The sequence below is a fragment of the Thalassospira sp. HJ genome, from assembly GCF_000948415.1.
In the GTDB taxonomy this organism is placed as follows: domain Bacteria; phylum Pseudomonadota; class Alphaproteobacteria; order Rhodospirillales; family Thalassospiraceae; genus Thalassospira.
In genome coordinates this window covers 275,935-290,232 of the sequence record NZ_JYII01000020.1, presented here as the reverse complement: position 1 = coordinate 290,232, position 14,298 = coordinate 275,935, and the positions used below count along the sequence as shown (strand labels likewise).

Sequence of the window (14,298 nt, the reverse complement as noted above, 5' to 3'; positions counted from 1 at the left end):
ATTACGTCATCCAGAGATCGGGATTATTGAGCGCCGATGGTCAGACCTTTGGGCGCCATTTTCTCGTCAGCCAGTTTGGCGTCTTCGATCGACTCGATGATGTCCCAGTTGTGGTCAGCACCACGGATGAAGCCCGGGATATCAGCAACCCAGCGGGTCTGGATTTCTTTGTTCAGGTTCAGATAGAGCTTGTCGTCAACGATGCGCCATGCCTGCGGATCGGCACCGAATTTACGGCCCATTGCTGCACCAAAGGCGCAGAACCCGCCATATTGCGGAGCGTATTTTTCCGGGTTGGCGTTAAACAGGTCGCGGTTTTCAGCGCTGGCAAAGCGATAGGTCGCGCCACCATGTTCGGCCTTGAATTCAGAGTTACCCGGGGTCGGGGCGCCAACGGTGAAGTAGGCAACCGGGTCAAAACCCTGCAGGGCATAGCCATCGACAATGTTGACTTCCTGTGCGGCATTTGCCGGTGCGGTGGTGGCAACAATGCTGCCGACTGCGGAAATACCCAGGACAGCAGCCAGGGCAGCGGAACGCAAGAAGCTAGAACGTTTGGTCATCTTTTCATCTCCTTCACGGGGTGATCACTTGGTGTTTACTGGCAGGCGATCACGGAACTGGTTCATCAAGAGGTCGTCTTGAAATCTGAAAACAGACTACCGTCGGAGAAGTGACTTGTTGTCTGAGGAAGCACGCAATTCGTCTGAGAAGGATGTTCTGTCTGATCTGTTCGCCGGAAATCACCCGCGCGGCGATGTGATCTTTGCCGGAACCCATTGCGGCAGCAGCCATCATCAGGGGCGGGACGATCTACCATCGCAACAGCAGGGCATGCTGCATGTCCTGCAACGTGGCGCCATGCGCGTTCTGTTTGATGGGCGCGAACAGGTTGTTCTGGATCGGCCGGGTGTTGTCCTGTTTGGCAGTCCCGTGCCCCACGATATCGATACGCCAGAACAGGGGTCCGAGGTTGTCTGTGCCAATCTCGATTTCCCTGACACGGGGTTGAGCCCAGCCAAGCTTGGCCTTCCGGAATATCTGGTGCTGCCGTTTGACGAGATCCTGGGTCTTGAGGCCATCACGGGCCAGCTGTTTTCAGAATCACAGGGCATGCAGCCCGGACAACGCACCGCGATCAATCTTCTGGTCGATCTGTTGTTGTTGATGGTGTTGCGTCATTGTCAGGCGCAAAACCTTGTTCGGCCGGGTATTCTTGCCGCCCTGCGGGATCCGCGAATTGCGCGCGTGGTGGGCGAACTTCATCAAAAGCCCGGTGAAAACTGGTCGATCGAACGCCAAGCTGAAACTGCGGGCATGTCACGGGCGAGCTTTGCCGCCCGCTTTCGTGATTTGCTGGGCACATCGCCCGGTGATTTCCTACAAACCATCCGCCTTGATCTGGCCTTTGGCCTGTTGCGTGACGGCAAAAGACTGCAGGCGGTGGCAAGTCAGGTCGGCTATCGCAGCACCACGGCACTGGCCCGTGCCATCCAGCAGCGCCACAAGGTTTCGCCGCGTGAATTGCTTGCCGATTCCAGCGCGGAAAGCGGCGCGTTTCAATCGGCAGTTTGACAACCGGTTTTACGTTTCCGTCAAGCGGTTCTTCACGGCGTTTTTCCGTTGCGGCCTATGCAAAAATGACGCTTTGCCAATGACATGTCCGGGATTAAAGCAATCCGTTTGGGCAACTTGTCAGTTGTGGCTTTGCGGATTCTTACCCTGATCACGACACATTCCTGCCCTGTTTTCTGTGCACAACAGCAACCAATAATTTCGGAAAAATCCAACGGTTGGTAGCAGATAGAAGCATGACGCAACATTTTCAGCAGCACATGAAGCTGCCCTTCAGACATGTTCTTTTGGGTGCCGTGGCATCCTCGCTGATCATGATTGGCGGGGCCGCAACCATCCATGCACAGGAAAATGCGCCAGCACCGGCAGCGACAAACAGTGAGGCACCTGCGCCCGTAGAAGCATCTGCGGAAACCGCAAAGACAGCCCCGGTCGCGGATGGCGAAGCAACTGGTGATGCGGCGCCCGCAGAAGACGTGGCAGCCGATGTTGCGCCCGCAGATGCGTCTGATGCGCCCAAACAGGCCAATGTTTCCAAACCCGTAATGTTTGATCCGGCGATGGTGACGGATCTTGCGCGCAATCTGGCCACCCAGCCGTTTGAAAATCCGCATCGCGAACTGCCCGAAGCGCTTTCGGGGTTAAGTGCCGAAGAATACGCACAGATCCGTTTCAAGTCGCAGCGCGCATTCTTTAACCCGGCCGAAACCGATTTCAGTCTGGAGCTGTTCCATCCGGGTACGATGTATGACGTGCCGGTGACCATCAATCTGGTGCGAGGCGGCGAAGTGCAGGTCATTCCGTTCTCAGCCGGATTGTTTGATTTCGGCAAGACAGGCCTGTCGGGCAATGACTTTTCCACCCAGAACTATGCCGGGTTCCGCCTGCGGTATCCGTTATCAGACGTTACAAGTACTGATGAACTGACCCGTTTCCTTGGCGCGTCCTATTTCCGCCTGCAGGGGCAGGGCCAGTCGATTGGTCAGATGGCGCGCGGCCTTGCCGTCGACCTTGCCGGTCCAACGGGCGAGGAAATCCCGGTTTTCCGTGAATTCTGGATTGTCGAGCCCACGGATGGTAGCGAGACCATCACGGTCTATGCGCTTCTGGATAGCGCACGTATCACCGGTGCCTATCAGTTTGATATTACGCCCGGAACGCGCAGTCAGGCCGATATCAAGGCCCATCTGTTCTTCCGTGATCGCGTGGAAAAGATCGGCATCGCACCGCTTAATGGCATGTTCCTGTTTGGCGAACAGCGCCGCCGTTTCTTTGATGATTATCGCGGCGAAGTCCATTCAAGCGATGGGCTTCTGATCAATAACGGCCGCGGTGAATGGCTATGGCGTCCGCTTGATAATCCCGAAAACCTGCAGATGAGCTCGTTTTTGGATGAAAACCCGATCGGGTTTGGTCTTTTGCAGCGCGATCGCAATTTCGATCATTATCAGGATCTTGAAAAACGCTTTGATCAGCAGCCGGGTTATTGGGTGACGCCGAAGGGTAAATGGGGCAAGGGCCATATCGAACTGGTCGAAATCCCGAGCCCGTCGGAAACCAACGACAATATCGTCGCTTATTGGGTGCCTGAAACCAAACCGGCTGCCGGTGGCGAAATGCAGGTCGCCTATAGTGTGACTGCGACGCGTGATGGCACCGGCCTGCATGGCATGGCACAGGCTACCGATACCCGTATTCAGCGACTGGCGGTACAGGGCAATGAAGATCAGGCCGGCACACGGTTTGTCTTGAACTTTGCCGGTGGTGATCTGGATTATTTCACCAAGGACGCCAAGAACCTGCGTGCTGATATCAGCGCGTCCGAGGGCGAGGTCCGCAACATTCGCATTCTGCCTGATCCGGAAAATGGCGGCGTGCGCGTGATCTTTGATCTGGTCAATACCAGTGATGCCAGCTCAAGCAATCTTCGCGCCTTCATCCTCTATCAGGACAAGGTCCTGAGCGAGACCTGGACCATGCCGTGGGCCTTCTGATCCCTTGGGATCAAGTGCCAGCGATAGCCAGAAACAGATAACCCCGGATAAGCCAGATGACAGAAGCCGCCAACACCCCAGCCAAAGGGACCGCCCCCGTAGACGGACCAGATGACGCGTTTTGCGATCCGACGGTCAAGCTGCGCGGGCCCGGTGTCGGGTCGCGGCGGTTTTTCCTGTTCGGGGCGTCGATTGCGGCGACCGCCTATGCCGCGTGGCTGATGACCGATGTTTTGGGCGCAGATCAACTGACCATCATGGAAATGGTCGTGGTGGCGTTCTTTACCATCAACTTTGCCTGGATTTCTCTTTCGTTCTTTACCGGCATTGTCGGGCTGGTCTTGCGCGGCTTGAAGCTTGATGCGATTACGCTCAAACGCCTGAAACCGATCGCACGCAAGGGTCGTCTGCGGTCCAAGAACGTTGTGGTGATCCCGGTCTATAACGAAGATCCCAACCGGGTTTTTGCCGGTTTGCGCGCAAGCTATGAAAGTCTGGCTGCGACCGGCGAGCTTGATGCGTTTCATTTCTTTGTGCTGTCTGACACCCGCGATCCCGACATCTGGATTGCCGAGGAAATGGCATGGGCCAAGGCGTGCGCGGATCTGAATGCACGCGGCAAGATATTCTTCCGCCGCCGGGCGGAGAACACCGAACGCAAGTCCGGCAACCTCAAGGAATTCTGCGAGACCTATGCGGCGAATTACGATCACATGATCGTCTTTGATGCCGATAGCGTCATGTCGGGCGAGGCCATGGTCAATATGGCCTATCTGATGGAAAACAACCCGGATGCCGGGATTATTCAAAGCCCGCCGCAGCCGACCGGTCGTCAGACCCTGTTTGCCCGTATCTTGCAGTTCATTTCACGCGTGCATGGCCCGACCATGTCGGCAGGTTTGTCTTTCTGGTGCATGGGCAGTTCGAACTATTGGGGCCATAACGCGATCATTCGCACCAAGGCGTTCATCGAATGCTGTGGCCTGCCGGTGCTGTCGGGCAAGCCGCCGATGGGTGGTCATATCCTGAGCCACGATTTCGTCGAGGCCGCCTTTATGCGCAAGGCCGGTTGGCGGTGCTGGCTGATTCCGCAGCTTGAAGGCAGCTGGGAAGAATTGCCCCCCAACCTGATTGATTTTGCCATCCGGGATCGTCGCTGGTGTCAGGGCAATATGCAGCATGCGCGCCTGATGGTGGCACCTGGATTCAAACCGCTAAGCCGACTGCATTTCTTTATGGGGGTGATGAGCTTTGTGTCATCGCCGCTGTGGCTTTTGCTGTTGCTGAGCTCGACGATTGCGACGCTTCAGAACACCCAGCTGACCTATAGCTTCTTCCCCGGTCAGTTCACCATGTTCCCACAATGGCCGGTGGATCGGTCGTTTGAAATGCTGGTGTTGCTAGTCTTTACCATCGGCATGCTGGTTCTGCCCAAGATCATCTCGATCCTGATGGTGTGTCTGGGCCGCGATCGCAAGCAGTATGGCGGGGTAATGGTGCTGGCCAGTGGTTTGCTTGAAACCCTTTACTCCGCCCTGCAGGCCCCGATCATGATGATGCTGCATTCGCAGTTTGTGTTTTCTGTCCTGACCGGTAATCAGGTTGGCTGGGATGCGCAGGAACGCGATGATGCCGGGGTGCCGTTCAAGGCAGCGCTGAAAACCCACCGCACCATTATCGTGCTTGGTCTGATCTGGGGGGCGATTGCCGTCTTTGTTGATACGGCTTTCTTCTGGTGGCTTTCGCCCATTCTGGCGGGTCTGGTCCTGTCGCCCTGGCTGACCCATTATTCCAGCAGTCTTGCCATTGGGCAGGCCGCACGCCGGATGAAGCTTTTCGTCACACCCGAAGAATATGACAGCCCTGACGAGCTGCGCGCACTAGAACGCATCAACGCCGAAAGCGGTGATGAGGATGTCAAAGACGGGTTGCTGCGCCTGATCGAAGATCCGTATGCCAATGCGCTGCATTCGGCCTTGTTGCCGGTGCGCAAGCCTGATGCCCGGACTGCGATCGAAATCGGGATCATCTATGAAAAGCTTGCGAGGCTTGGTGTCGAAAGCCTGACGCGGGATGAAAAACTTCTGATCCTGTCATGGCCGGTCAAACCGCTTGATCAGATCATGGCAGGACGTGATCACGTGGCGGTTGATGGGCCAAAACCGGCTAGCTAGTCGCCTGTTTTAAAAAGATTTTGTGCGCCACAAAAACGCCCAGATTCGAGCAAATTATCCCGCGTTTTTTCAGCGATGCTCATCCTTAACAACACGTTAAATATTGCTGATTGTTCACCGCCCGGAGGGCCAAACGAATGACTGACATGACCGTTGCAAAACAGGGTTTCACCTATGCCGCATTTGAATCGGCGGCGATGACGCGCCTGATCGAAGATACGGCACGTGCGTGGCTGCGTTCGTTTGGTGTAACTGCCCCGCAGGCCAGTCAGCGCATGATCAATGCCCTTCGTGATGCGCTTGCAGAAGACAGCATTGCGGCCAATGACCGGGCCAGCATGCAGGACATTCTTGATCAGGCAGCCCATGATGCAATTGCCAGCTGGTTGGTCCAGGTGACGGGCGAGCATGACTGCCATGGCTCAAGCCGTTTTTCGATGCTGCGTTGTGCGTTTCTTTCAGCAAACCGGGATGGTATCTGGTCGGAACATTTCCTGGATACCAAACGCGATCATCGCGACCTTGGTATGGCGCTTTCGGTCCAGATGATGCTTCCGACACCAAGCCTTGTGGCTTGTGAAATGCCGCGCCAGACACTGGAACGTCGCGCTTCCTGAGCCGCGCCAACCCCGTAAATACCTATTCCTTCGCTTCACGCTTTTTCATCATACCCCTCAACGTTTCCCTCGACGTTTGGCGTTTTATAGCGAAGGCGGCACCGCCATTCTCCCCGTGGCGGTGCCTTTATGTGCGCAACCTGTATGGTGTTTGCACAAAAAAGAACCCGCCACAAAGGGCGGGTTGAGTTCAGCGGGCGAGTGAGCCCGATTTCCAGTGCAGATCATCTACAGCCGTAAAATCAGGCCCCTACGAGACGCCGAAGCACACACTTCCCCGGCGCCATGACGGTCAGGCTGCTTTGTGAAAGCGGCCCAGTTTCGTAAGCAGTTTTGCAACCTCGGGGTCGTTCTTGCCGTTGCGATCAAGCTCAAGGAAGAAGTCCGGATAAGGCGGTTTGCCCGGTGTCAGGTTGTATTGTTCGAAATCGGTCACGCCGATTGCTTCCAACACGCTTTCATCGGTAAAGAAGCCACCCGTGACGTCGCGCGCAGGTGCGGTCAGGATCGCATGCGCGGCATCAGCAATGATTTGCGGCGTACGTGCGCGGCCCTGTTCAAGACCCGGGATCATATTCAATGCTGCGGTTTCAATAACCGTGACCGGCCAAAGCGAGTTTACAGCAACCCCTTCATCGGCAAATTCGGCCGCCAGACCAAGGGTGATCAGGCTCATGCCGTATTTTGAAATCGTATAGGCCGTGTGATTAGCAAACCATTGCGGCGACAGGTTTGGCGGTGGTGACATCGTCAGGATGTGCGGATTGTCCGATTTCAAAAGGTGCGGCAGGCAGGCCTGCGCACAGGCAAAGCTCGCACGCGTATTGACCTGATGCATCAGATCAAACCGCTTCATCGGGGTTTTCAGGGTCGGGGTCAGATTGATCGCGCTGGCATTGTTGATCAGGATATCGATCCCGCCGAACGTTTCGACGGTTTTGGCAACAGCCTCGGCAATCTGGTCTTCATCGCGGGTATCGGTCTTAAGGGCCAATGCCTTGCCACCGGCTTCTTCGATTTCGGCCGCCGCACTATGGATGGTGCCGGGCAGTTTCGGATGGGGTTCATCGGTTTTGGCAATGATTGCGACATTGGCCCCATCGCGTGCGGCACGCAGGGCGATTTCCTTGCCGATCCCGCGTGATGCGCCGGTGATGAACAGTGTTTTGCCTTTAAGACTCGTCATCAAATTCTTCCCTGAATTCTTTTTATGATTTGCCAAAACGCGCTGTGCGCTTTTCGACAAAGGCTGTAACACCTTCGCGGAAATCGGCACTGGTGGCGCAATCGCCAAATGATTTGGCTTCGGCCTTCAACTGGGTCTGCAGATCGGCATTGGGGGCGGCATTGAGCAACGCCTTGGTACGTGCAATCGCGTCGCGTGGGCCGGTCGCCAGACGGGTGGCGTATTTTGCGGTGACCGATGGTAACAGATCGGCCGGGACGACCTTGTTGATCAGGCCGCAATCATGGGCTTCATCGGCGCCAAACCGGTCGCCCAGCAGGGCGATTTCCTTGGCCTTTTTCATGCCGACCAAGCGCGTCAGCGAATGGGTCGCCCCGCCATCGGGCGAGGTGCCGATATGGATATAGGCCAGGGTAAAAACGGTTTCCTCGGCCGCAATGGCAAGGTCGCAGGCATTCATCAGGCTGACGCCAAATCCGGCAACAGCCCCTTCGAGTTTGGCAATCACCGGACGGGGCAGGGCATTGATGCGCAAAACGATGTCATGGACCCGATCAATCAATGCCTCAATCAGGGAGCGCGCATCTTCGACCGGGCCTTTGCATACCTGATGGAAGAACTTCACATCGCCACCGGCCATGAACGTGCCGCCCGATCCTTCGATAATAACTGCACCGATATCGGCAATATTGGCCTCTATCTTGTCCATGGCGGCGGACAGGCCGCTGACCATCGCCTGATCAAGGGCGTTCATGCGATCCGGGCGGTTCAGCGTGATGGTCGCGACCCCATCAGTGATGTTGAGCAATACGGCGTCATCAGATGCCATGGTGTTTCCTCCTGCGCGGTTTTCCGCATGTGTCCCGGTTTGCCGGTTGTTGGTGTGTGTTAAATCGCCAATCGTGCTTCAATCGCGGTTTCCATTTCGGGCCATCCCGAAAGCCAGTCGGGCATGGAAGGGGATGTTTCATCCGCACCCACCATCCGACAGACATCTTCGGGGGCCACAATGCCATCCGGGCCAACAAAGACCGCCTTCACGACGCCAAGGGCCAGTGTCTTGCCATTCGCGACAAAGCGTTGTTCAAGATAGAACCCCTTTTCGTCCCAATAGAGCGCCTGGGTTTCGAGGGCGAATTTCTGAAACGGTTTGATCGCGCGTTTGAACCGCATGGTCGACCCTGACACGACCGGTTGCCATTTGCGTTTAAGCATTTGCTTGGCGATGCCATTGCGCACGATCAGTTCCGTCCGCCCCAGATCCATCAGGGCGAAATAGCGCGAATTGGTCATATGCACGTTGATATCAAGATCCAGCGGCCATGCCCGAAAATGCAGGGTCGATGGATCAAGCGGGTGCAGGCGGGGCCGCAACAAGGACAGGATCACCACACGGATCAGTCGGAAAATCAGGTTCACGACAAAACTCCGTTCGCGGATGTCCGGTCTTGATACATGCGGCCCACAGCCATGATCAGAACAGCTCCTCGTCAAGCGCCATCATGGTCGAAGATCCCGACATGATCTGGCTGAACAGGGCACCTGATTGCGGCAGAACCCGTTCCATATAGAACTTGGCCGTGATCAGCTTGCCCTTATAGAAGCCGTCTTCGTCATCACCCTGTTTGGCGAGTGCGATTTCCGCCATCCGGGCCCACATGAAGCCGACAGCGACCAAACCAAACAGACGCAGGAATTCGGTCGCGGCAGCCCCTGCTTCATCGGGGTTTTTCATCCCGCGCTGGGCCAGTTCACCAGTCGCCTGCTGCAGGCGCATGAAGGCTTTTGCCAGTGGCTGAACAAACTCACCAAGTTCGCCATTGGAAACGTTGGCTTCGATATATTCCTGTACCGGGTGGAAGAACCGGCGCAGGTAACGACCGGCTTTCGTCGGCATTTTGCGCCCGACAAGGTCAAGTGCCTGAATGCCGTTGGTGCCCTCGTAAATCTGGGCAATACGGGCATCACGGACATATTGTTCCATGCCCCATTCGCGGATATAGCCGTGCCCGCCAAAGACCTGCACACCCAGGTTGGAGTTATCAAAGCCCCAGTCGGTGAACAGCGCCTTGACGATCGGGGTCATCAGCTGAACGAACTCGTCGGCTTCTTCGCGTTTGACCGGATCTGCATGGTGCTTGGCGGTATCAAGTGCGCGCGCGACCCACATGCCCATCGCCCGGCAACCTTCATTGGTTGCCTTGGCGGTCAGCAGCATCCGCCGCACATCGGGATGAACGATGATGGAGTCAGCGGGTTGATTGGGGGATTTCGCACCGGTAAGGGCGCGACCCTGCAGGCGGTCCTTGGCATAGGCACGCGCACCCTGATAGGCCGCCTCGCCCAAACCAAGCCCCTGAATACCAACCGACAGACGTTCCTGGTTCATCATGGTGAACATCGCGGGCATCCCCTGATGGGGTTCGCCGACCAGATAGCCGACCGCACCGTCAAAGTTCATCACACAGGTCGAAGATGCCTTGATGCCCATCTTGTGTTCGATGGAGCCGCATTTGACCGCGTTGCGACGCCCAAGTGATCCGTCATCGCCAACCATGAATTTCGGGACGAGGAAAAGCGAAATGCCCTTGGTGCCACTTGGCGCGTCAGGCAGTTTGGCCAGAACCAGATGGATGATGTTTTCCGTCAGGTCGTGTTCCCCGGCGGAGATAAAAATCTTGGTGCCGGAAATCGCATAGGACCCGTCGCCCAGCGGTTCGGCCTTGGTCTTGATGATGCCAAGATCGGTACCGCAATGCGGTTCGGTCAGGCACATGGTGCCCGACCAGGTGCCTTCGACCATCTTGGGCAGGTATTTGTCTTTCAGTTCGTCCGATGCATGGGCATGCATGGCGGCATAAGCGCCAAAGGACAGACCCGGATACATGCCAAAGGACAGGTTGGTCGAACAAATCATTTCCTCGACCAGGGCATTGAGTGATTTCGGCGCGCCCTGACCGCCATATTTCGGGTCGCAGGCAATGCCGGTCCAGCCGCCTTCGGCAAAGGTCTGATAAGCTTCCTTGAAGCCCTTGGGGGTTGTGACAACCCCGTCATCCCAGGTGCAGCCTTCCTCATCACCCGACCGGTTGATCGGGTAAAGGACTTCTTCGCAGATCTTGGCGGCCTCTTCGAGGACCGCATCGACCACGTCAGGGGTGAAATCCTCGCAACCGGGCATCTGATTGATATCGTTGTAATCAAACAGCTCGGTCAGGACGAAGCGCATGTCGCGCAGGGGTGCTTTATATTCAGCCATTTTATGTTTCCTCCCGGACCGGTCAGTTGCGCAACGGCTTGCCGGTCAGCAGCATATGCTCGACCCGGGCCATGGTGCCTTCGTTGCGGACCAGACGCATGAAGCCTTCGCGTTCCAGTTCAAGAATATCGTCTTCGGAAAGTTCCTCGGTCACGTCGGTGTCACCACCGGCCAGAACCTTTGCCAATTCACCGGCGACCACGCGGTCATAATCGGTGGCTTTGCCCAAACGGTGGAAGCCATCAACCGCCATTTCAAAGGCAACCCGGGCGGCTTCGCCCGGCAGACGATAGGTGAATTCTTCGGGTGCTTTGTAACCAGCAACCATGGAAAGCGCGCGTTCCTTGGCATCAGCCAGCAAACGGTTGCGGTTCATGGTGATGCCGTCACCCTCGCGGAAGAACAGGTTTTCCTTGGCCTCTATCGCCGATTTGGCAACGGTCGCGACGGATATGATCTCGAATGCCTTGGCGCTCGGGGCCATCGGGCCTTTAACAAACTTCGGATTTTCCGCCCAGCGACGGATCATTTCCTTACACCCGCCCCAGGCCGGGATCAGGCCTACACCGGGTTCAACCAGCCCGATATAGGTTTCGCCGTGTGCCTGAACAGCATCACAATGCAGCAGAACTTCACAACCGCCACCAAGGGCAAGGCCACTTGGCGCCCCGACGACCGGGAAGGGAGAATATTTCAGCGCCTTGTAGGTTTCCTGACCGGTTTCGACGAGGTTTTCGATCTCTGGCCAGGCGGCGATATTGGCGGCAAACAACGCCAGACCAAGGTTTGCGCCTGCGGAGAAGTTGCTGCCTTCGTTATAAATCACCATCGCCTTGAACTGCTTTTTGACAGTTCGTATCGATGTCTTGATCGCGCCAAGCACGTCAGCATCAAGCGCGTTCATCTTGGTATGGAATTCAAGACAGGCGACACCATCGCCGATATCCCAAAGTGAAGCGGCACGGTTGCCGGCGACGCGTTCGGATTTGCGTTTGATGTCTTCGAGCAGGATGACGCCATCCGGGCGGGTGACTTTGGCGTATTCACCATCAAAGCCGAGATAGTAAAGGTCACCATCCTCGATCTTGTAGAACGACTTGCCCGCGGCCTTTTTCAGCAAGGCCGGGATTTCAACGCCGTCTTCTTCGAGCATCGAAATCAGCGCATCAACGCCGATGGCATCCATCAGCTCAAACGGCCCGGTTTTCCAAGCATAACCCAGCTTCATCGCATCATCGACATCGACGATGGAGTTGGCTGCGGCCTCGGCAATGAAGGCGGCATAGGCGAGGGTTTTGCCCATGACAGCGCGACCATACTCGCCACCCTTGTCAGATGCTTCCATCATCTTGCGCGGGTCTTTGCCAGCAGCCCGGACACTTCCCAAACGGGCTTTTTCGGATTTGGCAAATTCACCGGTTTGCAGATCAACCGACTCTTTGACCTTCTGACCACCTTCGCGGTTCAGGCGGTAAAAGCCACCCTTGCCCTTGCGGCCTGTATAGCCATCGGCAATCAGTTTGCTGACCAGATCGCTTTCGCGGTAAATCGCGTGGAACGGATCGGATTTGTCCAGAAGATCCGCCATGCTTGATTGCACGTGGGGCATCAGATCCAGACCAACCAGATCCATCAGGCCAAATACCCCGGTTTTGGGAATGCCAAACGGGCGGCCAATGACACTGTCGGCTTCTTCGACCGTCAGTTTGCGGTCCATGGCCTCGACCATGGCGGCCTGAATCCAGTAGACACCCAGACGGTTGGCGATAAAGCCCGGCTCGTCATGGCAGGTGACACAGGTTTTGCCCAGTTTGCGATCGGCAAAATCGGCAACTGCATCAATCACGCCATCACGCGTGACACCCGACCCAACCAGCTCCAGCAGGCGCATATAGCGCGGCGGGTTGAAGAAGTGGGTGATGATGAAGTCCTGTGCGAAGCTTTCATCCATCCCGTCAATCAGGGTGGCGAGCGGAATGGTCGATGTGTTTGATGACACCACCGATCCCTTGGCCCGGACCGCGTCAATCTTGCGATAGAGATCCTGCTTGATGTCAAGGCGTTCAATGACGGCCTCGATCACCCAGTCACATTTGGCGATCTTATCAAGGTCATCCTCGATATTGCCGCAGGTGATCAGCTTGGCGACCCGTTTGGACATGAACGGTGCCGGGTCGGTTTTGAGCATCTTGGCAACCGCACCCTCGGCAAACGCATTACGGTTTTTCGCACCTTCGGGCACGATATCAAGCAGCAGAACGGGCGTCCCGGAGTTGGCGATATGGGCAGCGATCCCCGCCCCCATAACACCGGCGCCAATAACGGCGACCTGTTTGATGGTGGTCATTACATCGCCTCCAGAATGGTCGCGATCCCCTGACCCCCGCCAATGCACTGGGATGCCAGCGCATATTTGCCGCCATCACGTTTCAGGATTGCAGCAGCCTTGCCAACGATGCGCGCACCGGTCGCACCCAGTGGGTGACCAATTGCAAGCGCGCCGCCATCGATATTCACTTTGGCCGCATCCAGACCCAGATCGGAAATGCTTGCCATCGCCTGGGACGAGAAGGCTTCGTTAAGCTCGGTCACATCAATATCGGCCGAGGTCAAACCAGCCCGCGCAAGCGCCTTTTTCGATGCCCCGATCGGGCCGATGCCCATGATTTCCGGCAGGCAGCCATCGACCGCAACCGATTTGACTCGCGCAATCGGGGTCAGGCCGTTTTTGGCCGCATATTCTTCGGAACAAACCAGAACCGCTGACGCCCCATCGGTCAGCGGTGACGAGGTGCCGGCAGTGACAACACCATCTGCCTTGAAGGCAGGCTTGAGGTCCGCCAGACCTTCGGCTGTGGTTTCGCCACGGATGCAGCCATCTTCGGAAACAACGCCGTCTTTGGTCTGGATCGGGATGATTTCATCAACAAACTTGCCAGCGGCCTGTGCCGCTGCGGCACGTTTGTGGCTTTCAACCGCAAAGGCTTCCTGATCGGCACGGGTCAGGCTGTATTTGGCCGCAACATTTTCGGCGGTGTCGCCCATGCCCATGTAGGCTTCGGGCATGGCTTTATATAGCTCCGGATTGGGCAGCGGGTTAAAGCCCATCATCGGAACGCGGGTCATGCTTTCAACACCGGCACAGATAAAGACATCACCAGCGCCAATCGCAATCGCGCCAGCCGCCTGATGGATCGACTGCATCGAAGAGCCGCAGAACCGGTTAACCGTCACACCCGCGACAGAGCGCGGTAGATCGGCAAGGAACGTAATGAGGCGGGCGACGTTGAAGCCCTGTTCACCCTCGGGGAAGGCGCAGCCAAGGATCAGATCCTCGATCGCGTTGGGATCAATGCCGGTCTTTTCGACCAGACCTTTGACGACCTGTGCCGCAAGGTCGTCAGGACGGACCTTGGCAAGGGCCCCTTTACGGGCCGGGGTAAAGGGTGACCGGACATATCCGGCAATTACGGCGTTGGTCATGGCTTTGTCT

The 14,298-nt window shown here is 56.6% G+C and carries 11 protein-coding genes; 4 read left to right on the top strand and 7 right to left on the bottom strand.

What is annotated here, in order from left to right; translation table 11 throughout:
* Positions 1 to 23: 23 nt before the first annotated feature.
* Complete coding sequence (locus tag UF64_RS17045) at positions 24 to 563, bottom strand: YHS domain-containing (seleno)protein (RefSeq protein ID WP_044829802.1); 540 nt, start codon at positions 561 to 563, stop codon at positions 24 to 26.
* Positions 564 to 681: 118 nt separating this feature from the next.
* On the opposite strand from UF64_RS17045, the gene UF64_RS17040 reads away from it, so the two are divergent.
* From UF64_RS17040 to UF64_RS17025, 4 genes are all read left to right on the top strand, one after another.
* Positions 682 to 1,575, top strand: a complete 894-nt coding sequence (locus tag UF64_RS17040) for an AraC family transcriptional regulator (protein WP_044829801.1) — start codon at positions 682 to 684, stop codon at positions 1,573 to 1,575.
* Between the two features lie 236 nt (positions 1,576 to 1,811).
* Positions 1,812 to 3,569, top strand: coding sequence for a glucan biosynthesis protein (locus tag UF64_RS17035; RefSeq protein WP_044829800.1), 1,758 nt, complete (start codon positions 1,812 to 1,814; stop codon positions 3,567 to 3,569).
* Positions 3,570 to 3,625: 56 nt separating this feature from the next.
* Positions 3,626 to 5,743 (top strand): glucans biosynthesis glucosyltransferase MdoH, encoded by a 2,118-nt coding sequence (gene mdoH / locus UF64_RS17030; protein ID WP_052657684.1) that lies wholly within the window; start codon positions 3,626 to 3,628, stop codon positions 5,741 to 5,743.
* Between the two features lie 137 nt (positions 5,744 to 5,880).
* Positions 5,881 to 6,360, top strand: coding sequence for a hypothetical protein (locus tag UF64_RS17025; protein ID WP_044829799.1), 480 nt, complete (start codon positions 5,881 to 5,883; stop codon positions 6,358 to 6,360).
* A gap of 292 nt (positions 6,361 to 6,652) precedes the next feature.
* Here UF64_RS17025 and UF64_RS17020 read toward each other — a convergent pair whose 3' ends face one another.
* The 6 genes from UF64_RS17020 to UF64_RS16995 are packed head-to-tail and all read right to left on the bottom strand — an operon-like array spanning position 6,653 to position 14,288.
* Positions 6,653 to 7,546 carry an NAD(P)-dependent oxidoreductase gene (locus tag UF64_RS17020; RefSeq protein WP_044829798.1) on the bottom strand — a complete coding sequence of 298 codons (894 nt, stop codon included), beginning with the start codon at positions 7,544 to 7,546 and terminating at the stop codon, positions 6,653 to 6,655.
* Positions 7,547 to 7,568: 22 nt separating this feature from the next.
* Entirely contained in the window at positions 7,569 to 8,375 is an 807-nt protein-coding gene (locus UF64_RS17015; RefSeq protein ID WP_044829797.1) for an enoyl-CoA hydratase/isomerase family protein, read from the bottom strand.
* Positions 8,376 to 8,434: 59 nt separating this feature from the next.
* A complete protein-coding gene (locus UF64_RS17010; RefSeq protein ID WP_044829796.1) occupies positions 8,435 to 8,965 on the bottom strand; it encodes an acyl-CoA thioesterase in 531 nt (176 codons plus the stop codon).
* Between the two features lie 55 nt (positions 8,966 to 9,020).
* Positions 9,021 to 10,805 (bottom strand): acyl-CoA dehydrogenase C-terminal domain-containing protein, encoded by a 1,785-nt coding sequence (locus UF64_RS17005; protein ID WP_044829795.1) that lies wholly within the window; start codon positions 10,803 to 10,805, stop codon positions 9,021 to 9,023.
* Positions 10,806 to 10,827: 22 nt separating this feature from the next.
* Positions 10,828 to 13,152, bottom strand: coding sequence for a 3-hydroxyacyl-CoA dehydrogenase/enoyl-CoA hydratase family protein (locus UF64_RS17000; protein WP_044829794.1), 2,325 nt, complete (start codon positions 13,150 to 13,152; stop codon positions 10,828 to 10,830).
* On the bottom strand, positions 13,152 to 14,288 hold the full coding sequence (locus UF64_RS16995) for a thiolase family protein (protein ID WP_044829793.1): 1,137 nt from the start codon (positions 14,286 to 14,288) through the stop codon (positions 13,152 to 13,154). Before UF64_RS16995 ends, UF64_RS17000 begins: the two co-directional genes overlap by 1 nt.
* Positions 14,289 to 14,298: the final 10 nt, after the last annotated feature.